Here is a 15,562-nt window from a genome sequence, read left to right on the forward strand (position 1 = left end):
GCCTTGTTGATCTGAAGGTCAAAGCTCTTGAACAGCACTGAATCGCGGATCATTCCGATCCGGTCTGCATCCGACGATGACGGCGACGCTGCCAGTCAGGTGGTGTCGCTGTACCAAAAACAACAGAAAATTTACGCCCGTGCCGTTCATGGCTGGTTTGCCGCTTGGCGCTGGGCGCTGGTGTGGATCACCCAGCTCGTCTTCTACGGCCTGCCCTGGCTGGAATGGAACGAACGCCAGGCGGTTCTCTTCGACCTGGCGGCGCGGCGCTTCTACATCTTCGGCCTGGTCCTGTACCCGCAGGACTTCATCTACCTCACCGCGCTGCTGATCATCAGCGCCTACGCGCTGTTCCTCTTCACTGCGGTGGGCGGGCGACTGTGGTGCGGTTATGCCTGCCCGCAGACGGTCTACACCGAAATCTACATGTGGGTGGAGCGCAGGATCGAGGGAGACCGCGCCGCGCGCATGCGGCTCGACCAGGGCCCCTGGACCTTCGACAAACTTTGGCGCAAGACCGCCAAGCAGGCCGTGTGGATCGCCATCGGCCTGTGGACCGGCTTCACCTTCGTCGGCTACTTCACGCCGATCCGTCAACTCGGTGTGTCGGTCCTCAGTCTGGGCCTGGGGCCCTGGGAATGGTTCTGGATCCTGTTCTACGGCTTTGCCACTTATGGCAATGCCGGCTACCTGCGCGAACAGGTGTGCAAGTACATGTGTCCCTACGCGCGCTTCCAGAGCGCGATGTTCGACCGGGATACCATGATCATCACCTACGACGAGGCCCGGGGCGAACCCCGTGGCTCGCGCCCTCGCAAGGCCGATCCGAAGCAACTCGGACTGGGCCACTGCATCGACTGCACCTTGTGTGTCCAGGTCTGTCCCACCGGCATCGACATCCGCAAGGGCTTGCAGTACGAATGCATCGGCTGCGCCGCCTGCATCGACGTATGCAACGGCGTGATGGACAAGATGAACTATCCGCGCGGGCTGATCCGCTACTCCACCCAAAACGGCATGGCCCAGGGCTGGACGCGGGCCCAAATGTTCAGGCGGGTGTTGCGCCCGCGGGTGCTCATCTACGCCGCCATCCTCGGACTCATCAGCGCAGCCTTCGTCGGCAGCCTGGTGCTGCGCAGCCCCTTCAAGGTGGACGTGATCCGCGATCGCGGAACGTTGGCGCGCATCGTCGAGGACGGCTACATCGAAAACGTCTATCGTCTGCAGATCATGAACGCGCTCGAGCAAGCTCAGCGATACCGGGTCAGCGTGTCTGGCCTGGAGGGCCTGCGCGTGGTGTCCGATCCCCAGATCGAAGTGGACCGTGCCGCCGCACGCTGGCTGGCCGTGCGCGTTCAGTTGCCCCCAGACAGTGCGGAGCCGTTGCGGGGCCGCTCCAGTCCGATCGAATTCCGCATCGATCGCCTGGCCCAGGGCGGGGAGCCCGAGCGCAGTGTGTTCGAGCGATCCACGTTCCTGGTGCCGCGCTGAGCGGCTAGCCTGAGGAGACCCCCATGAGTCGACCCGTGAACAGCCCTGCCCCCCGATCGCCGGCCACGCCTTGGTGGCGTGAGCCGACGATGTGGCTGGTCATCGGCGGGCCGGTGGCCGTCATTGCCGCCAGCGTGCTGACGATCACGCTGGCGATCCGGCACCCCGACCCGGTGCTGCAGCGTGGGTTGACGACCACCGAGGCGTCCGGCACCGACGACGGCGGGCCGGTTGACCCCCGGCTGATGCCCGCCCACCAAGCGCGCAACCACACGGCCACGCCCGCTTCGGCGTTGCCGGGTCGCCGCCAATGAGACCGCCGGTGGCGCACACCTCCCCTGGCAAGGCGAGCGGGCGATGAAACTGTCCTGGATGAGCATCCTCTGGCCGGCCTTTCTGATGGCCGGCGTCGTCGAGATGGTGGTGTTCGCGATGGTGGATCCGCAGGATCTGCACTGGTTCGACGGCGCCCCCGTCGACCTCTCGGCCTCGGCCGTCTATTCGCTGGCCTTCTTTTTCTTCTGGGCGGCCTTCGTTGTGGCCGGCGCCATGATGCAGATGCTGGCCCGCCCGCCGGAGTCAGGGCGCGACGACGGCGCCTGAACCCTGCGCGCGCGGCTCAGCAGGTGCTGTTGTTGACGAGGCGGCGCAAGCCGTCCTCGTCCAGGATGCGGATCTGGCGCTGCTTGACCTCCAGCAGACCGTCTTCCTGGAACTTCGAGAAAGTGCGGCTGACCGTCTCCAGTTTCAGGCCCAGGTAACTGCCGATCTCCTCGCGGGTCATGCGCAGGATCAGCGAGGAGGGCGAAAAGCCGCGCGCCTGCAGGCGCTGCGTGAGGTTGAGCAGGAAGGCCGCCAGCCGCTCCTCGGCGCGCATGCTGCCCAGCAGCAGCATCACGCCATGGTCTCGCACGATCTCGCGGCTCATGATCTTGTGGAACGAGCTCTGCAATTCCGTGAATTCACGCGAGAGATGCTCGAGCTGCTGATAGGGGATCACGCAGACCTGGGAATCCTCCAGCGCTACCGCATCGCAGGTGTGTCGGTCCTGGCTGATGGCATCCAGCCCCAGCAACTCCCCAGCCATCTGGAAGCCCGTGACCTGGTCGCGCCCATCTTCCGACGACACCCGTGTCTTGAAAAAGCCCGTTCGCACCGCGTACAGCGACTGAAACGGATCGCCGGCATGGAACAGGGCTTCGCCGCGCTTGACGCTGCGGCGCGAGGCGACCATGTGGTCCAGTTTCTCCAGGTTGGGCCGTGACAGGCCCACCGGTAGACACAGCTCGCGCAGATTGCAGCTTGAGCAGGCGACCTTGAGGGTTTCGAGTTTGATCATGCGCGTCGGCCTCTCCTTGAGATTCATTATGGACCGATACGCGTCCGTGGGCACGCCGCGGGCATGGACGTCTGCGCCGATGGGTCGCGAAGGCCGCGCGGCGGCGCCGGCCGGCGTCGGGGCCCACGAGGGCGCCAGCCCGGCGTCGTGGGGCGTGTCGAGCGACATGGTGGATGCTCCTTAGGCAATGCAGCCGATTGTTCAGGAGCCACCCGAGCAAGGACTTGAGCAAGATCAAGTGCCCCGCCGATGGCTCTGGCACAGTGCCGCCATGAAGCTCGACCGTGCCACGCCCATCGCCGCCGACGTCCTGCGGCGCTTCGACATTCCCGGGCCCCGCTACACCTCTTACCCCACGGCCGACCGCTTCGTCGAAGCTTTCGGACCGGCCCAGCTCGCGCAGGCCCTGGCCCAGCGCGTCGGGGGCATGGGCGCCGTGGGGGGGCGTGGGGCGGCCTTGTCGCTGTACGTGCACATCCCATTCTGTGAGTCGGTGTGCTACTACTGCGCCTGCAACAAGATCATCACCCGCCATCACGAGCGGGCGGCCGAGTACCTCGATGCCCTGGAGCGCGAGATCGGGCTGTACGTCCAGGCCCTGGGTCGCGAGCAGCCGGTCAGTCAGCTTCACCTGGGCGGGGGCACGCCCACCTTTCTCAGCGACGAGGAGCTCGCCAGGCTGATGCAGGCCCTGCGTACGGCCTTCCGTCTGGTGCCAGGCGGGGAGTACAGCATCGAGGTCGATCCCCGCACCGTCTCGCCCGACCGGCTGACCCGCCTGGCGGCTCTGGGCTTCAATCGCATCAGCTTGGGCGTCCAGGACTTCGATCCCGAGGTGCAAAAGGCGGTGCACCGCGTGCAGTCCTTCGACAGCGTGGCGGGGCTGATCGACCGAGCGCGTGAGATCGGCATCGAATCGGTCAACGCCGACCTCATCTACGGCTTGCCTCGTCAGACCGCGGCGTCCTTTGCCCAAACTCTGAAGCTCATCGGCCAGCTGCGTCCCGACCGCATCGCACTGTACGGCTACGCCCACCTGCCGGCGCGCTTCAAGCCGCAGCGGCGCATCCAGGCCGAGGAGCTGCCCCGCGCCGCGGACAAGCTGGCCATGCTGTCCGCGGCCATCGAAAGCTTTGCCCAGGCCGGCTACGACTACATCGGCATGGACCACTTCGCCCTGCACACCGACGCGCTCGCCGTGGCCAAGCGCCAGGGCCGGCTGCATCGCAACTTCCAGGGCTACAGCACCCAGCCCGATTCCGACCTGATCGCTCTGGGGGTGTCGGCGATCGGCCGGGTGGGCAGCCACTACAGCCAGAACGCGAAAACCCTGCCCGAGTACTACGATGCCTTGCGCCAAGGTCAGTTCCCGGTGGTGCGTGGTTTGGCGCTCACCCGCGACGACCTCGTGCGCCGGGCCGTCATCATGGCCCTGATGTGCCAGGGGCACGTGGCCTTCGAGTCGATCGAGCTGTCGTACCTGATCGACTTCCGCCGCTACTTTGCTGCCGAGCTCGGCGAACTCGAAGCGTTGTCCGAGCAGGGGTTGCTGCGCATGGATGCCGATGGCCTGCACGTCACACCCGCTGGTTGGTACGTGGTGCGCGGCATTGCCATGGTCTTCGACAAGTACTTGCGCGCCGAGCGCGACCGAGAGCGGTTTTCGCGCATCATCTGACGATGAATTCTGCCTTACTGCTCAGCGCTTGGCTGATGGGCCTGGCCGGCAGCGTGCATTGCACCGCGATGTGCGGTGCCGCCACGCTGGCCATGGGTCGCACGGGTGCGCGCCTGTGGGCGTTCCAGGCCGGGCGCCTGCTGGGCTACGGCGCGGCCGGCGCGCTGGCGGCCGCCGCTGCGCAGGCCCTGCAGTGGGGGGCTGCGCAGGTCAGTGTGCTCAAGCCCTTCTGGGCCATGTTCCACGTGGCGGTGATCGCGCTGGGGTTGGCGCTGTTGTGGCTGGGCCGCCAGCCGCACTGGCTCGACGGTCTGGCGCATCGCGTCTGGCAGCGCCTGCGCCACGCCAGCCTGGGAGGGTGGCCTGCGCAGGGCGCAGCCGCCCCCCTGGCTGCCGGCCTGCTGTGGGTGCTGCTGCCCTGCGGCCTGCTGTACTCGGCCCTGATGGTGGCGGCCCTCGGATCCTCCGTCATCGAAGGGGCCGCGGTGATGCTGGCTTTCGCGTTGGGTTCTGCACTGGGCCTGCAGGCCGTGGCGATGGCTTGGCAGCGCCTGCGTGGGCAGGCCTGGGCGGTCCGCGGAACCTGGGTGGTGCGTGCGGCCGGCGCAATCCTGGCCGCCACCTCGGCCTGGGCGCTCGGGCATGGCCTGTGGATGAGCTTCGGCGCGCCCGTGTGCCGATGAGCTGTGCGAATGGCGCCTTGAGGCGGGGCCGATCCGGTCGAGCACACCATCGACGAGGCCCCGCGCTGTCTTAGAATCGATCGTCTAAAACAATTTCTCTCACCCGAGTTTCCATTCGGTTTAGCGCGGAGCTTGCGACATGTACCAGCACATCAAGGTGCCCGAGGGCGGGCAGAAGATCACCGTCAACAAGGACTTCTCGCTCAACGTGCCCGACAACCCCATCATCCCCTACATCGAGGGCGATGGCACCGGCTTCGACATCACGCCCGTGATGATCAAGGTGGTGGATGCAGCAGTGGCCAAGGCCTACGGCGGCAAGCGCAAGATCCACTGGATGGAGATTTATGCCGGCGAGAAGTCCACCAAGGTCTACGGACCTGACGTCTGGCTGCCCGAGGAGACGCTGCAGGTTCTGAAGGACTATGTCGTCTCCATCAAAGGTCCGCTGACCACCCCGGTGGGCGGCGGCATCCGCTCGCTCAACGTGGCGCTGCGCCAGGAGCTCGACCTGTACGTCTGCCTGCGTCCGGTGCGCTACTTCAAGGGCGTGCCTTCGCCGCTGAAGGAACCCGAGAAGACCGACATGGTGATCTTCCGCGAGAACTCCGAGGACATCTATGCTGGCATCGAGTGGGCCGCCGAGTCCGAGCAGGCCAAGAAGGTGATCACCTTCTTGCAAAAGGAGATGGGTGTCAAGAAGATCCGCTTCCCTGAGACCTCGGGCATCGGCATCAAGCCCGTGTCGCGCGAAGGCACCGAGCGTCTGGTCCGCAAGGCGATCCAGTACGCCATCGACAACGACAAGCCCTCGGTGACCCTGGTCCACAAGGGCAACATCATGAAGTTCACCGAGGGGGCCTTCCGCGACTGGGGCTATGCCCTGGCCCAGAAGGAGTTTGGGGCCGAACCGATCGACGGCGGCCCGTGGTGCAAGTTCAAGAACCCCAAGACGGGCAAGGACATCGTCATCAAGGACGCCATCGCCGACGCCTTCCTGCAGCAGATCCTCCTGCGTCCGGCCGAGTACTCGGTGATCGCCACGCTGAACCTCAACGGCGACTACATCTCCGATGCCCTGGCGGCTCAGGTGGGTGGTATCGGCATTGCCCCCGGGGCCAACCTGTCCGACTCGGTGGCCATGTTCGAAGCCACCCATGGCACCGCCCCGAAGTATGCCGGCAAGGACTATGTCAACCCGGGTTCCGAGATCCTCTCGGCCGAGATGATGCTGCGCCACATGGGCTGGATCGAGGCGGCCGACCTCATCATCAGCTCGATGGAAAAAGCCATCTTGAGCAAGAAGGTCACCTACGACTTCGCTCGCCTGCTCGATGGTGCCACCCAGGTGAGCTGCTCGGGCTTCGGCCAGGTCATGATCGACCACATGTAAGCCGCAGAGCCCGCGGCCCTGCCGTGCCGCCCCCAGGAGGGAGCGATCAGGACCTCCGCCCGCTCCGACGGGTGGGGGTCTTGTCGCTTGTGAGGGCTGGAGGAGGTGTTCAGACCGAAGACGGCTGGGAACGGTCCCCCCGTCGCGACGGCACGGCTCGAGACCTGCCCAGGCCTGGGTGGCAGGGGGGTGACGACCGACATGCCGCCTCAGTCAACCGCCGGCGGGAACGTGGCGGAGCCGCTGCGCCAACGAAGGATGGCCCGCGCGGCTGGGCGGTTCAGTCGGGGGCGTGCGGCGCGCTGCGGTGACGAGGCGGGCGGGCGTGCGCCTCCACCGCCGGCAGGTCGTCGCCGACTTGGCGGACCAACCCGCGGGGCGACGCAGGGTCGAGCGGCAGGATGTTTTGCGCCAACAGGCCCTTGGGCCCCTGGACCAAGTCGAATGCCACCCGGGCACCTTGCTTGAGCGTGCGGAACCCCTCCATCTGGATGGCGGTGAAATGGGCGAACACGTCACCCCCCCCGCCTTCGGGCTCGATGAATCCGAAACCCTTGGCGTCATTGAACCATTTGACGATGCCCGTTCCCATAGGACTCCCCCTCGGTTTGCTACTTTTGTCAGGGAATTCTCAGCTTGGCGTTCCGGGCTTGTCAAGGTTTGAGGCGGGACGGCTTTGTCTCGAAATGTGAGCAATTGGCGTGGACGGGCTGGCAGGATTGGCGCAGGGACAACAGGGTGGTTGTGACTCGATAGAATGAAATCATGCTTCGAAACGCGACGAATCAGCCCCCCTCCCAGCCGCCTGGCCGATTGCGGCCGGACGACGGCCAGGGCTCGGTCGTCGCGGAGCGCCAGGCCTCCCGGGTCGAGCCGCCGCGCATGTACCAAGTGGTCATGCTCAACGACGACTTCACGCCGATGGAGTTCGTGGTGATGGTGTTGCAGGAGTTCTTTCACCGCGACTTGGAAACGGCCACGCACATCATGTTGAAGATCCATCACGAGGGTCGGGGCGTGTGCGGGGTCTACACCAAGGATGTGGCCGCGACGAAAGTGGAAATGGTGCTTGCCGCCGCGCGCCGCGCGGGGCATCCTTTGCAGTGCATTATGGAGGCCACATGATTGCCCAGGAACTTGAAGTCAGCCTGCACATGGCGTTCGTCGAGGCGCGCCAGCAGCGCCATGAGTTCATCACAGTGGAGCATCTGCTGCTGGCCCTGCTCGACAACCCCTCGGCGGCCGAGGTGCTGCGGGCTTGCTCTGCCAACATCGAGGATCTGCGCAAGAGCCTGACGCATTTCATCAAGGAGAACACTCCGACCGTGGGTGGCACCGACGAGGTGGACACCCAGCCCACGCTGGGGTTCCAGCGCGTGATCCAGCGCGCGATCATGCACGTGCAGTCCACCGGCAGTGGCAAGAAGGAAGTCACCGGCGCCAATGTGCTGGTCGCCATCTTCGGCGAGAAGGATTCCCACGCCGTCTACTACCTGCACCAACAGGGCGTCACGCGCCTGGATGTGGTGAACTACATCGCCCATGGCATCAAGAAGTCCGACCCGCCGGAGCCCGCCAAGCCCAGCGAAGGCCAGGCCGGCAATGGCGAGGCCGAGAAGGAAGAGGGCGAGGGCAAGGGGTCGCCGCTGGAGCAATTCACCCAAAACCTCAACCAACTCGCCCGCGACGGCAAGATCGACCCCCTGATCGGGCGGGAGCACGAAGTGGAGCGGGTCATCCAGGTGCTGTGCCGCCGCCGCAAGAACAACCCGCTGCTGGTGGGCGAGGCCGGAGTGGGCAAGACGGCCATTGCCGAGGGCCTGGCCTGGCGCATCACGCAAGGCGAGGTGCCCGAGGTGCTGGCCGATTCCACCGTCTATGCATTGGACATGGGGGCTTTGCTGGCCGGCACGAAGTATCGCGGCGATTTCGAGCAGCGCCTCAAGGGCGTGCTCAAGGCGCTGAAGGACCAGCCCAACGCGGTATTGTTCATCGACGAGATCCACACCCTGATCGGTGCCGGCGCCGCTTCGGGCGGGACGCTCGATGCCAGCAACCTGCTCAAGCCGGCCCTCAGCTCGGGCGCGCTCAAGTGCATCGGCGCGACCACCTTCACCGAGTACCGCGGCATCTTCGAGAAGGATGCCGCCTTGTCGCGCCGCTTCCAGAAGATCGACGTGGTCGAGCCCTCGGTGGAACAGACCGTGGAGATCCTCAAGGGCCTGAAGTCGCGCTTCGAGGAGCATCACAGCGTCAAGTACGCCCTGGGGGCGCTGCAGGCCGCGGCGGAACTCTCGGCCAAGTACATCAACGACCGCCACCTGCCGGACAAGGCCATCGACGTGATCGACGAGGCCGGGGCGGCCCAGCGCATCCTGCCCAAGAGCAAGCAGAAGAAGACCATCACCCGTACCGAGGTGGAGGAGATCGTCGCCAAGATCGCCCGCATCCCGCCGGCCAGCGTCAGTAACGACGACCGCTCCAGGCTGAAGAACCTCGACCGCGACCTCAAGAGCGTGGTGTTCGGCCAGGATGCGGCCATCGATGCGCTGGCCGCATCCATCAAAATGGCCCGTTCCGGCTTGGGCAAACCCGACAAGCCCATTGGCTCATTCCTGTTTTCGGGCCCCACCGGCGTGGGCAAGACCGAGGTGGCCAAGCAGTTGGCCTACATCCTGGGCATCGAGCTGATTCGCTTCGACATGTCCGAGTACATGGAGCGCCACGCGGTGAGCCGCCTGATCGGCGCCCCGCCGGGCTATGTCGGCTTCGACCAGGGGGGCCTGCTGACCGAGGCGATCACGAAAAAGCCGCATGCGGTGCTGCTGCTCGACGAGATCGAGAAGGCGCACCCGGACGTCTTCAATGTGCTGCTGCAGGTCATGGACCACGGCACGCTGACCGACAACAACGGGCGCAAGGCCGACTTCCGCAACGTCATCATCATCATGACGACCAACGCGGGGGCCGAGACCATGAACAGGGCGGTGATCGGCTTCACCAACACCCGCGAGGCGGGCGACGAAATGGCCGACATCAAGCGGCTGTTCACGCCCGAGTTCCGCAACCGCCTGGACGCCATCGTCAGCTTCAAGCCGCTGAACGAAGAGATCATCCTGCGGGTCGTCGACAAGTTCCTGTTGCAACTGGAAAGCCAGTTGGCCGAGAAGAAGGTCGAGGTCACTTTCACCGACGCGCTGCGCAAGCACTTGGCGAAGAAAGGCTTCGACCCGCTGATGGGGGCGCGGCCGATGCAGCGCCTGATCCAGGACACCATCCGGCGGGCCCTGGCCGACGAATTGCTGTTCGGCCGCCTGGTCGACGGGGGGCGGCTGGTGGTCGACCTCGACGACCAGGGCGAGGTGGTGCTGGACATCCAGCCACACCGCAAGAGCGACAAGCCCAAGGCGGAGCCGGCCACGGCCTGAGCGCCCTTGCCGGCTCAGGGCGGGCCTTCCGCGTGGGGCCCGTTCGCCGCGCTTTCAGCCCGCGCCTGCGGCGGGATCCTGCCGGAAGTAGCCGGCGAACAGGGTGTAGAGCTCGGGGTGATGCCGCCTGAAGGCCTGGGGCGCCACGAAGAAGGCCTCCGCCGCCACGGGAAAGAACTCCTCGATCGCCTCGCTGCCGTAGGGGTCGAGAAAGGTTTCGAGTCCGAGATCGACCTCCCGGCAGAAGGCTTCGTAGGCCGGCTCGATCACCGATCGCCACTGCTGGCGGGAGGTTCGGTCGGGCAGGGGGGGCATGCCATCGGCCTGACCGTCAGCCATGTCGAGCTTGTGCACGAATTCGTGGATCACGACGTTGTAGCCCCATTGGGCCAGATCGCCGGCCTCGGACACGTCGGCCCAGGACAGCATCACCGGTCCACCTTCCATCGCCTCGCCGGCCAGCACCTCGTCGTAGTGGTGGACCACACCGTCCTCATCGGTGACCACCCGGCGAGCCAGGACCTCGGCCGGGTGCACCACGATGCCGACGAAATCGTCGTAGGCGTGCAAACCCAGGCGCAGCACCGGCAGGCAGGCCTGGGCGGCGATCGCCACGGCCATCTCGTCGGTGACGACGAGACCGTTGGCCCCGGAGAATTCCTTGCGATCGAGGAAGAGGGTGGCCAGCCGGCGCAGGGCAGCGAGATCTTCAGCCGAACGTGCGGCCAGGAATGGGAAGCGCTCCAGCGTCCGGGCCCACAGGGCCTCGGGGATGGCGCGGCGCGCCAGCACGCGCGCCTCCTGCCGCGAACGCCAGCGCTGCCACCATCCGCCCATGGCCGTCACCGGGCGGCGGGCACGGTCACCCGCTGCAGACCCTGGGCGTCCAGGCGCAACACCTCGCCGCGAGGGGGCTGGCCGGGGGTGTCGAAGTCCCAGTCGGACAGCACATGCCGCCGCCGTCCTTCGGGGAGGGTGTGGTCGGCAGGGCGGTGCGTGTGCCCATGGATGAGTGCTTCGGCGTCGGTGGCGCGCAGCCAGTCCAGGGTGGCCGCTTTGTCGAGGTCGCCATAGCCCTCCAGGCCATGCTCGCGCTTGCGCTGTTCGCTGGCGGCCCGCATGCGGGCCGCCAGTTCACGCCGCTGCTCCAGCGGCTGGGCCAGGAAGCTTTGCTGCCAAGCCGGCTCGCGCACCTGGCGGCGGAAGGCCTGGTAATCGACATCATCCAGACACAGGGCATCGCCGTGGCTGAGCAGCCAGCGCCGGCCGAAGGCCACGAGCACGGTCGGGTCGGGCAGGGCCTGCACCCCGCAGCGGGCAAGGAAGCCCGGTCCCACCAGGAAGTCGCGGTTGCCGGCCATGAAGTAGAGGCTCCTCGTGCGCGAAGCCTCACGCAGGATGGCTTCGCAGTGCGCCTCGAAGCTGCCCGGCTCGGCCGCATCGTCGCCCACCCAGACCTCGAAGACATCGCCCAGCAGAATGACCGCCTGGGCTGTCGTGGTGGTCAGATGGCGGGCCCAGGCCGCCGTCGTGCCCGGCAGGCCGGCCTGAAGGTGCAGGTCCGACAGGATGTCAATCGACGTCCAGCGCGATGGGGCGTGCAGCTCGGGCACCGGCTGCGGCAGCGGGCCGGCAGAGGGCGACGGGACGGAGGCGGTCAAGCGTGTCAGACCTCGACGGCCTTCTCGATCACCACGTCGTCCACGGGCACGTCATCGTGGAAGCCGCGCCGCCCGGTGCGAACACCCTTGATCCGGTCGACCACCTCCGTGCCGTCCACGACCTTGCCGAACACCGCGTAGCCCCAGCCTTGCGGGGTTTCGGACTTGAAGTTGAGGAAGTCGTTGTTGGCCACGTTGATGAAGAACTGCGCTGTTGCCGAGTGCGGGTCGGAGGTACGCGCCATGGCCAGGGTGTAGACGTCGTTCTTCAAGCCGTTGTTCGCCTCGTTGCGGATGGGCGCATCCGTGGCCTTCTGCTTCATGCCGGGCGCGAAGCCGCCGCCCTGGATCATGAAGCCGTCGATGATGCGATGAAACACGGTGCCGTCGTAGTGACCCTTGCGCACGTAGTTCAGAAAGTTCTCGGTGGACAGGGGGGCCCGCTCGGCATCGAGTTCGATGCGGATGACCCCGAAGTTGGTGTGCAGTTCAACGGCCATGATTCATTTCTCCACAGTGGCTTGGCGGATGATCACCGGTTCGACCGGGACGTTCTGGTGGGGGCCCTTGTTGGTGGTGCGCACGGCCTTGATCTTGTCGACCACGTCCATGCCCGAGACCACGCGGCCGAAGACCGCATAGCCCTGGCGGTCCGGCGCATTGGGGGCGTCGAGGAAGGGGTTGTCCCTGACGTTGATGAAGAACTGCGCTGTGGCGGAGTTCGGATCCATCGTGCGGGCCATCGCAATGGTGCCGCGCTGGTTGCTCAGGCCGTTGCGGGCCTCGAGAGGGATGGGCGCGCGGGTAGGTTTTTGGGTCATGTCGGGCGTGAAGCCGCCGCCCTGGATCATGAAGCCGTCGATGACGCGATGAAAGATCGTGCCATCGTAGTGCCGCTCCCGCACGTATTGCAGGAAGTTTTCGACGGTCTTGGGGGCCTTGGCGGCGTCGAGCTGGATCACGATGTCGCCCTGGGTGGTGGACAGGCGCACCGTCTGCGCCCAGGCCGGCAGGGCCAGCATCCCGGCCAGAACCAGGGCCGCCCCCCAGGAGAAGCCGCGTTGCATCATCTTGGAAACCTCCGTGTGGATCGTGGGTTCGATTGTCGTCGCGCTCGGGCCGGGCAGCGCGGCTGCCCGAGCAACCCCGCGTTCAGCGGGGGGACGCCCGGACCGGAGTGAACAGTTCGCGCACCAGGGCCAGCTTGACTGGCAGGCCCTGGTGCCCGGGCTGCTGTTCGAGGGCGCGGGCATAGGCCTGCCCGGCCAGCTTGGCATAGATGTCGCCGAGGTTCTCGTGGGCCTGGGGATAGCGCGGCTGCAGGCGCACGGCCATCTCCAGGGCCTGGCGGGCCTTCTCGTAGTGCTCCTGCCGGGAGTAGATCACTGCGAGGTTGTTGTAGGCCTCGGGCAGGTCGGGGCGATCCTCGATGAGGCTCAAATACTGCATGGCGGCCTCGTCGAGCTTGTTCTGCTCGGTCAGCACCAGCGCGCGCAGAAAGCGCAACTGCACGTCCTGGGGCCGGGCCTTCAACGCTTGTTCGACGCTGACCAGGGCGTCGGCCATGCGTCCTTCTCGCAACAGACGCCGAATCGCATCGGGCTCGGCCGGCTGACCCCAGGCTGCCATGGCCCACAGGCCCCACACCGCTAGGGCAGCACACTGCAAGCGACGGAGGCGGGGGGCGGGGGCAGGCAGGAGCATGCGGCAGGCGGCGTGGGCGATGGCAGGGATATACTCATTCGATTCTATCGTGGCCTGCGCCGATATCTCACGCTCGGACGCGCCGCGCCCGAATTCACGGTACCCATGACGCTTTCCATCTACAACACGCTCACGCGCCGGCAGGAGCCCTTTTCCCCGATCGAACCTGGTCATGTGCGCATGTATGTGTGCGGCATGACCATCTACGACTACTGCCACGTGGGCCATGCGCGCATGATGATGGCTTTCGACGTGGTGCAGCGCTGGCTGAAGGTGCTGGGCTACCGCGTCACCTATGTGCGCAACATCACCGACATCGACGACAAGATCATCAAGCGGGCGGTGGAGCGTGGCATCACGATCGGCGAGCTGACCCGCGAGATGACCGCCGCGATGCACGAGGACATCGCCCGACTGGGCATCGAGCCGCCCACCCACGAGCCGCGCGCGACCGAGTACGTGCGCGAGATGATCGACCTGATCGGCCGCCTGGAGGCCAAGGGCCTGGCCTACCGGGCCGCGGGTGGCGACGTGAACTACGCGGTGCGGCGCTTCCCCGGCTACGGCAAGCTCTCGGGCAAGTCGCTCGATCAGTTGCGCGCCGGCGAGCGTGTGGCCGTGGCCGATGGCAAGGAAGACCCGCTGGACTTCGTGCTGTGGAAGGCCGCCAAGGACAGCGAGCCCGAGGAAGCGAAGTGGGATGCCCCCTTTGGCCGCGGGCGTCCGGGCTGGCACATCGAATGCTCGGCGATGAGCTGCGCACTGCTGGGTGAGCATTTCGACATCCACGGTGGGGGCATGGATCTGCAGTTCCCCCACCACGAGAACGAGATCGCGCAAAGCGAAGGCGCCAGCGGCCAGACCTTCGTCAACGTGTGGATGCACAACGGCTTTCTCAACGTCGACAACCAGAAGATGTCCAAGTCCTTGGGCAATTTCTTCACCATCCGCGACGTCCTCAAGCGCTTCGACGGCGAGACCGTGCGCTTTTTCATGCTGCGCACCCACTATCGCAGCCCCTTCAATTTCAGCGACGCCCACCTCGAGGACGCCCGCCACGCGTTGCGCCGCCTGTACACCGCCCTGGACAAGGTTGCGCCGGCGAACGTGGAACTCGACTGGAGCGAGCCGCATGCCGCGCGGTTTCGTGCGGCCATGAACGACGACTTCAACACCCCCGAAGCCGTGGCCGTTTTGTTCGATCTGGCCGGTGAAGCCAACCGCACGGGCTCCCCCCAGGTGGCCGGACTGCTCAAGGCCCTGGGCGGGACACTCGGATTGCTGCAAGGTTCTCCGAGGGCCTACCTGCAAGGCGGCGCCCCGTTGGACGAGGCCGAGATCCAGGCCCAGATCGAAGCGCGTGCGGCTGCCAAGCGGGCGCGCAACTACGCTGAAGCCGACCGCATCCGCGACGCCCTGGCGGCCCGCGGCATCGTGCTGCAGGACACCCCTCAGGGCACCACCTGGGTGAAGGCCTGAACACCATGGGCCGTGTGGTCACCCCAGATTACTGGGACGAAGCCTGCAAGTACCTGAGCCGGCGCGACCGGGTGATGCGAAAACTCATCCCGCAGTTCGGCCAGGCGCGGCTGCAAAGTCGTGGAGACGCCTTCACCACGTTGGCGCGTTCGATCGTGGGCCAGCAGATCTCGGTCAAGGCCGCCCAGGCGGTGTGGGACCGTTTTGCTGCGCTTACCCCCGGCCCGTCCACGCGCATCTCGCCGTCAGCCGTTTTGGCGCTGCCGGTCGATCAGTTGCGTGCTGCGGGGCTGTCGGCCCGCAAGGTGGAGTACTTGCGCGACCTGGCGAGCCATTTCGACCAGGGGGCGGTGCATGTGCGCCAGTGGGCGGGCATGGACGATGAAGCCATCATCGAGGAGTTGGTGGCCATCCGCGGGATCGGCCGCTGGACGGCCGAGATGTTCCTGATCTTTCACCTGATGCGACCCAACGTCATGCCTTATGACGACCTGGGCCTGCTCAAGGGCATCAGTCTGAACTACTTCAGCGGCGAACCCGTCTCGCGCGCCGAAGCCCGGGAAATCGGCGACGCCTGGGCCCCTTTTCGCTCGGTGGCGACATGGTACATTTGGCGCAGCCTGGACCCCCTGCCCGTGGAGTACTAGGCTTCGTTCGCCCCGCGCACATTGACAACCACAGCGGGGCGCTGCGTCCAACGTCGGGA

General features: G+C 66.1%; 16 protein-coding genes and 1 pseudogene. 10 read left to right on the forward strand and 7 right to left on the reverse strand.

The window, feature by feature from the left end; genetic code table 11:
• Window positions 1-27 precede the first annotated feature (27 nt).
• From ccoG to ACK4ZD_RS05045, 3 genes are read left to right on the forward strand one after another with little or no spacing between them, the layout of a single operon-like run.
• On the forward strand, window positions 28-1,491 hold the full coding sequence (gene ccoG / locus ACK4ZD_RS05035) for a cytochrome c oxidase accessory protein CcoG (RefSeq protein ID WP_409659410.1): 1,464 nt from the start codon (window positions 28-30) through the stop codon (window positions 1,489-1,491).
• 23 nt (window positions 1,492-1,514) lie between these two features.
• Window positions 1,515-1,805, forward strand: a complete 291-nt coding sequence (locus ACK4ZD_RS05040; RefSeq protein WP_409659412.1) for a hypothetical protein — start codon at window positions 1,515-1,517, stop codon at window positions 1,803-1,805.
• A 43-nt stretch (window positions 1,806-1,848) separates the two neighbouring features.
• Window positions 1,849-2,094, forward strand: coding sequence for a hypothetical protein (locus ACK4ZD_RS05045; protein ID WP_409659414.1), 246 nt, complete (start codon window positions 1,849-1,851; stop codon window positions 2,092-2,094).
• Window positions 2,095-2,110: 16 nt separating this feature from the next.
• Here ACK4ZD_RS05045 and fnr read toward each other — a convergent pair whose 3' ends face one another.
• Window positions 2,111-2,884, reverse strand: a complete 774-nt coding sequence (fnr, locus tag ACK4ZD_RS05050; protein ID WP_409659459.1) for a fumarate/nitrate reduction transcriptional regulator Fnr — start codon at window positions 2,882-2,884, stop codon at window positions 2,111-2,113.
• Window positions 2,885-3,101: 217 nt separating this feature from the next.
• Between fnr and hemN the strand changes: the two genes are divergently transcribed.
• From hemN to icd, 3 genes are all read left to right on the forward strand, one after another.
• Entirely contained in the window at window positions 3,102-4,508 is a 1,407-nt protein-coding gene (gene hemN / locus ACK4ZD_RS05055) for an oxygen-independent coproporphyrinogen III oxidase (protein WP_409659416.1), read from the forward strand.
• Window positions 4,509-4,510: 2 nt separating this feature from the next.
• Entirely contained in the window at window positions 4,511-5,191 is a 681-nt protein-coding gene (locus ACK4ZD_RS05060) for a sulfite exporter TauE/SafE family protein (protein WP_409659418.1), read from the forward strand.
• A gap of 139 nt (window positions 5,192-5,330) precedes the next feature.
• Window positions 5,331-6,584 carry an NADP-dependent isocitrate dehydrogenase gene (gene icd, locus ACK4ZD_RS05065; protein ID WP_409659420.1) on the forward strand — a complete coding sequence of 418 codons (1,254 nt, stop codon included), beginning with the start codon at window positions 5,331-5,333 and terminating at the stop codon, window positions 6,582-6,584.
• A gap of 400 nt (window positions 6,585-6,984) precedes the next feature.
• Here icd and ACK4ZD_RS05070 read toward each other — a convergent pair.
• Window positions 6,985-7,176, reverse strand: a pseudogene (locus tag ACK4ZD_RS05070) (cold-shock protein); the annotation flags it as partial.
• 173 nt (window positions 7,177-7,349) lie between these two features.
• On the opposite strand from ACK4ZD_RS05070, the gene clpS reads away from it, so the two are divergent.
• Window positions 7,350-7,709 carry an ATP-dependent Clp protease adapter ClpS gene (gene clpS, locus ACK4ZD_RS05075; RefSeq protein ID WP_409659422.1) on the forward strand — a complete coding sequence of 120 codons (360 nt, stop codon included), beginning with the start codon at window positions 7,350-7,352 and terminating at the stop codon, window positions 7,707-7,709.
• Window positions 7,706-10,012, forward strand: coding sequence for an ATP-dependent Clp protease ATP-binding subunit ClpA (gene clpA / locus ACK4ZD_RS05080; RefSeq protein ID WP_409659424.1), 2,307 nt, complete (start codon window positions 7,706-7,708; stop codon window positions 10,010-10,012). The genes clpS and clpA overlap by 4 nt, the downstream gene beginning before the upstream one ends.
• 54 nt (window positions 10,013-10,066) lie before the next feature.
• On the opposite strand, the gene ACK4ZD_RS05085 is transcribed toward clpA, so the two are convergent.
• From ACK4ZD_RS05085 to ACK4ZD_RS05105, 5 genes are all read right to left on the reverse strand, one after another.
• Complete coding sequence (locus ACK4ZD_RS05085) at window positions 10,067-10,849, reverse strand: zinc-dependent peptidase (RefSeq protein ID WP_409659426.1); 783 nt, start codon at window positions 10,847-10,849, stop codon at window positions 10,067-10,069.
• Window positions 10,850-10,854: 5 nt separating this feature from the next.
• Window positions 10,855-11,673: a UDP-2,3-diacylglucosamine diphosphatase gene (locus tag ACK4ZD_RS05090; RefSeq protein ID WP_409659428.1), complete on the reverse strand. Its 819-nt coding sequence runs from the start codon at window positions 11,671-11,673 to the stop codon at window positions 10,855-10,857.
• Between the two features lie 5 nt (window positions 11,674-11,678).
• On the reverse strand, window positions 11,679-12,173 hold the full coding sequence (locus ACK4ZD_RS05095; protein WP_409659429.1) for a peptidylprolyl isomerase: 495 nt from the start codon (window positions 12,171-12,173) through the stop codon (window positions 11,679-11,681).
• A gap of 3 nt (window positions 12,174-12,176) precedes the next feature.
• A complete protein-coding gene (locus tag ACK4ZD_RS05100) occupies window positions 12,177-12,695 on the reverse strand; it encodes a peptidylprolyl isomerase (protein WP_409659460.1) in 519 nt (172 codons plus the stop codon).
• Between the two features lie 130 nt (window positions 12,696-12,825).
• Entirely contained in the window at window positions 12,826-13,551 is a 726-nt protein-coding gene (locus tag ACK4ZD_RS05105) for a tetratricopeptide repeat protein (protein ID WP_409659431.1), read from the reverse strand.
• Here ACK4ZD_RS05105 and cysS point away from each other — a divergent pair.
• Both cysS and ACK4ZD_RS05115 read left to right on the forward strand, forming a co-directional pair.
• On the forward strand, window positions 13,483-14,856 hold the full coding sequence (gene cysS / locus ACK4ZD_RS05110; protein ID WP_409659433.1) for a cysteine--tRNA ligase: 1,374 nt from the start codon (window positions 13,483-13,485) through the stop codon (window positions 14,854-14,856). The two genes, ACK4ZD_RS05105 and cysS, sit on opposite strands and share 69 nt — an antisense overlap.
• Window positions 14,857-14,861: 5 nt before the next feature.
• Window positions 14,862-15,503 carry a DNA-3-methyladenine glycosylase family protein gene (locus tag ACK4ZD_RS05115; protein WP_409659435.1) on the forward strand — a complete coding sequence of 214 codons (642 nt, stop codon included), beginning with the start codon at window positions 14,862-14,864 and terminating at the stop codon, window positions 15,501-15,503.
• The last annotated feature ends 59 nt before the right edge of the window (window positions 15,504-15,562 follow it).

The organism is Caldimonas sp. (assembly GCF_046291045.1).
Taxonomy (GTDB): domain Bacteria; phylum Pseudomonadota; class Gammaproteobacteria; order Burkholderiales; family Burkholderiaceae_C; genus Caldimonas.

Bases quoted from the DNA above. Each gene is read 5' to 3' on its own strand.
- ACK4ZD_RS05040 (WP_409659412.1), top strand. From the start codon at position 1,515: ATGAGTCGACCCGTGAACAGCCCTGCCCCCCGATCGCCGGCCACGCCT.
- ACK4ZD_RS05045 (WP_409659414.1), top strand. From the start codon at position 1,849: ATGAAACTGTCCTGGATGAGCATCCTCTGGCCGGCCTTTCTGATGGCC.
- hemN (WP_409659416.1), top strand. From the start codon at position 3,102: ATGAAGCTCGACCGTGCCACGCCCATCGCCGCCGACGTCCTGCGGCGC.
- ACK4ZD_RS05060 (WP_409659418.1), top strand. From the start codon at position 4,511: ATGAATTCTGCCTTACTGCTCAGCGCTTGGCTGATGGGCCTGGCCGGC.
- icd (WP_409659420.1), top strand. From the start codon at position 5,331: ATGTACCAGCACATCAAGGTGCCCGAGGGCGGGCAGAAGATCACCGTC.
- clpS (WP_409659422.1), top strand. From the start codon at position 7,350: ATGCTTCGAAACGCGACGAATCAGCCCCCCTCCCAGCCGCCTGGCCGA.
- clpA (WP_409659424.1), top strand. From the start codon at position 7,706: ATGATTGCCCAGGAACTTGAAGTCAGCCTGCACATGGCGTTCGTCGAG.
- ACK4ZD_RS05085 (WP_409659426.1), bottom strand. From the start codon at position 10,849: ATGGGCGGATGGTGGCAGCGCTGGCGTTCGCGGCAGGAGGCGCGCGTG.
- ACK4ZD_RS05095 (WP_409659429.1), bottom strand. From the start codon at position 12,173: ATGGCCGTTGAACTGCACACCAACTTCGGGGTCATCCGCATCGAACTC.
- ACK4ZD_RS05100 (WP_409659460.1), bottom strand. From the start codon at position 12,695: ATGCTGGCCCTGCCGGCCTGGGCGCAGACGGTGCGCCTGTCCACCACC.
- cysS (WP_409659433.1), top strand. From the start codon at position 13,483: ATGACGCTTTCCATCTACAACACGCTCACGCGCCGGCAGGAGCCCTTT.
- ACK4ZD_RS05105 (WP_409659431.1), bottom strand. From the start codon at position 13,551: ATGACCAGGTTCGATCGGGGAAAAGGGCTCCTGCCGGCGCGTGAGCGT.
- ACK4ZD_RS05115 (WP_409659435.1), top strand. From the start codon at position 14,862: ATGGGCCGTGTGGTCACCCCAGATTACTGGGACGAAGCCTGCAAGTAC.